Consider the following 3,444-nt stretch of genomic DNA (forward strand, 5'->3'; position numbering starts at 1 on the left):
GGCTGAAGCCCGCCGAAGTGGGCGCCGGGCGTGGTCACCACCGCGCAGCCGCACATGAGCGCCTCTAAAAGCACGATGGAGAAACCCTCGGAGGCCGTCGGCAGGACAAAGGCGTCGGCCCGGGCAAAGAGCGCCATCTTGTCGTCGCCCGCGACCGCGCCGACGAAGCGAAGGCGCTGAGCCAAGCCCGCCGCGGCGACCTTGCTCTTGAGGCGCTCCGCCAGGCCGAATTCATCCGGCCCCGCCACGATGCCAAAGGCGCGGGGGTGGTCCTGGGCGTAGCGAAGAAAGGCCTCGACGAAGAGCTCGGGGCCCTTGCTGGGGTGGAGGCGGCTCAGGAAAAGAAACACGTCTTGTTCTGCCGCCGCCTGCAACAGCTCGCGCACGGGAGCGCCCGGCCTCAAGGGGCCGTTGGGAAAAAAATCTCCCGCGACGCCGTTCGGCAAGACCTCCGTGCGCCCGTTCAAACCGAGCAGCTTGTAAAAGCCGGCTTCGTGCTCGGTCAGGGCGATGAGCAGGTCCGCCCGCCGCATCACCGGTTTTTCGACGGCTTGCAGGTAGAGGCGTTTTTTGAGAGCGCGGTACTGCAGCGCAACGGGGTTGAAGGCGCCGCGCTGGTGGTAGAAGTAGACCTTGCCCAGGCTTTTGGCGGCTTTTGAAAAGAGCCGGCTGGAAGGCAAAAAGGCGATCTGGGTGTGAAAGACGTCGAAGTCGGCGCCGCGCTGCAACAGCCAGCGGGTGAAGCTCGAGTCGAAGCGAAACGCCGCCGACTTGGCAAAATAAGGGATGCCCGTGCGCTGCAAGAGGGTGGGATAGGCCGCGAAATAGCGGACCTCGACGCCGTCACGGTCGTAGACCCGGCTCGGGTCCACGTCGAGCACCTCGGTCAGGTTGCGGTTGCTCGTCGCCACGAAGACGCTGTGCCCCCTGGCCACCAGGCCCTCGGCCAGCGCCGACACCGAGTGAATGGGTCCGCCTACGTTGTAGGCGGGCTTGTAGCCGTGGACGTTGAAGAGAAACTTCATCTCGCCGGCTTTTGCGCCTCTTGCGCCCTGGCGGCAAACCAGGCCAGGGCCTCGTCCAGGCCTTCGCGGACCGTGTGGCTGGGCGCATAGTCGAGCCTGCGCCGCGCCTTGGCGATGTCGGCCAGCGAGTGGCGCACGTCGCCGGGCCGAAAGGGCGCGTAGAGCGGCTCGCGCGACGCCAGACCGGCCAGCTCGGGCCTGAGCCTGGCCAGGCCGTCGCGGATGAGCCCGTAGAGCTCGCTCAGCGTGGTGCGCTCGCCGCAGGCGACGTTGTAGACCTGATGGCAGACCTGGTGGCAGACCTGGTGGCCGGCCTCGCCAGGCTCGGCGCCGGCGGCGAGCAGATTGGCCTGGACGACGTTGTCGATGTAGCTGAAGTCGCGGCTCGTTTCGCCGTCGCCGTTGATCACGCAGCGCTCGCCCGCGAGCAGTTGCCCGACCCACTTGGGGATGACGGCGGCGTAGGCGCCCGCCGGGTTCTGGCGGCGGCCAAAGACGTTGAAGTAGCGCAGGCCGGTGACCTCGAGCCCGTAGACCTTGGCGAAGACCTCGCTATAGAGTTCGCCGACGTACTTGCTGACGGCGTAGGGCGACATGGGCTTGCCAATCCTGTCCTCGAGCTTGGGCAAGGCCGGGTGGTCCCCGTAGGTCGAGCTCGAGCCGGCGTAGACGAAGCGCGTTACGCCCTCGTCCTTGGCGGCCACCAGCATGTTGAGAAAGCCGCCGACGTTGGCGCGGTTGGTGGCGATGGGGTCGGCGATCGAGCGCGGCACCGAACCCAGCGCGGCCTGGTGGAGCACGTAATCGGCGCCGCGAATCGCCTCCCGGCAATCGTCTACGCGCGCGATGTCACCCTCGAGAAGGGTGAACCCGGACCAGGCGCGCGCGCCGACCGCCGCCCTCACGTCGTCTAGGTTGTGAGGAAAGCCGGTCGCGAAGTTGTCGAGCCCGGTGACCCTCTGCCCCAAGCGCAAGAGCGCCTCGAGCAGGTTCGAGCCGATGAAGCCCGCCACGCCGGTGACCAGCCAGGTTTTGGGCGCGGCCCTCAGCTCCTTGCGAAGGTTTTCATAACGCTGTGACACTAGAGACTCCAATAGCGAACTCCCGGCAGTGTAGCAGGGTCAAAAACGGACTTGACGTCGATGATCACACCGCCGGGGCAGAGCGCCTCGAGCAGCCCGTCCCTGGGCATAGCCAGGTAGGCCTTGTGAGGAACGGCGAGGATCAGGGCGTCCGCGGGCGAGAGCGCCTCCCAGGCCGAGAGCTCGATACCGTACTCGTGCCTCGCCTCGCCGGCGTCGGCGAGCGGGTCGTGGATCAGCGGCTCGACGCCGAACTGCCGCAGCTCCGCCACGATGTCCGGCACCCGGCTGTTGCGCAGATCGGGCACGTCCTCCTTGAAGGTCAGACCCAGGATGCCGACCCTGGCCCCCTTGATCGGCACGTCCGCGTGAACGAGCAGCTTGATGAGCTTCTGGGCGATAAAGGCGCCCATGCCGTCGTTGATGCGCCGTCCGGCCAGGATGACCTGTGGGTGGTAGCCGACCTCCTCGGCCTTGCTCGTCAGGTAGTAGGGATCGATGCCGATGCAGTGCCCGCCGACCAGCCCTGGCCGGAACGGCAAAAAGTTCCACTTGGTTCCCGCCGCCTCGAGCACGTCGCGCGTGCGGATGCCGAGCCGGTCGAAGATGAGCGAGAGCTCGTTCATCAAGGCGATGTTCAAATCGCGCTGGGTGTTCTCGATGACCTTGGCGGCCTCGGCCACCCTGATCGAGGGGGCACGGTGGATGCCGGCGGGGATGATGGCACCGTACACCGCCGCGACCCGCTCGAGCGTCGCTTCGTCCTCCCCGGCGACGACCTTGACGATGCGCTCTAAGGTGTGCTCCTTGTCGCCCGGGTTGATCCGCTCGGGCGAATAGCCCAGCTTGAAGCCGCACCCCTGCTTCAGCCCCGACGCCTCGGCCAGCACCGGGCCGCAAATCTCTTCGGTGACGCCGGGGTAGACGGTGGATTCGAAGACCACCACCGCGCCCGGCTTCATCACCCGGCCGATCGTCCGCGAGGCGCCGATGAGCGGACCCAACTCCGGTTTGCGGTTGGCGTCGATGGGGGTGGGCACCGCCACCACGAAGAAGCTCGCCCGGCTCAGCTCAGCGGGGTCGGCGGTGAAGCGAATCGTCGAGGCCCTGAGCGCCGCGCTCGAGATCTCCCCCGTTCTATCCTTGTGCTCCTCTAGTTCGGCCACCTTCGTTTTGCTGATGTCGAAGCCCAAAGTGTCCGGGAAGCGCTTGGCGAGCGCGAGGGCTACGGGCAAACCGACGTAGCCGAGTCCGATGATGGCGATATGTTCGGTATATTGGGTCATTGGCGTCCAAATCTTACCGCGTGAATTGCGGTGTCGGCGTGACGGATGCCT

General features: G+C 66.5%; 3 protein-coding genes. All 3 read right to left on the bottom strand.

What is annotated here, in order from left to right:
• The coding region (locus M3498_09950) for a glycosyltransferase (protein ID MDQ3459605.1) at positions 1 to 1,025 on the bottom strand (1,025 nt) is incomplete at its 3' end.
• Positions 1,022 to 2,107: an SDR family oxidoreductase gene (locus M3498_09955; GenBank protein MDQ3459606.1), complete on the bottom strand. Its 1,086-nt coding sequence runs from the start codon at positions 2,105 to 2,107 to the stop codon at positions 1,022 to 1,024. The genes M3498_09955 and M3498_09950, both read right to left, overlap by 4 nt.
• Positions 2,107 to 3,393 carry a nucleotide sugar dehydrogenase gene (locus M3498_09960; protein ID MDQ3459607.1) on the bottom strand — a complete coding sequence of 429 codons (1,287 nt, stop codon included), beginning with the start codon at positions 3,391 to 3,393 and terminating at the stop codon, positions 2,107 to 2,109. Before M3498_09960 ends, M3498_09955 begins: the two co-directional genes overlap by 1 nt.
• Between the last annotated feature and the right edge of the window lie 51 nt (positions 3,394 to 3,444).

It is taken from the genome of Deinococcota bacterium, assembly GCA_030858465.1.
In the GTDB taxonomy this organism is placed as follows: domain Bacteria; phylum Deinococcota; class Deinococci; order Deinococcales; family Trueperaceae; genus JALZLY01.

Coding starts and splice junctions, on each gene's coding strand:
- M3498_09960 (MDQ3459607.1), bottom strand. CDS start 3,393: ATGACCCAATATACCGAACATATCGCCATCATCGGACTCGGCTACGTC.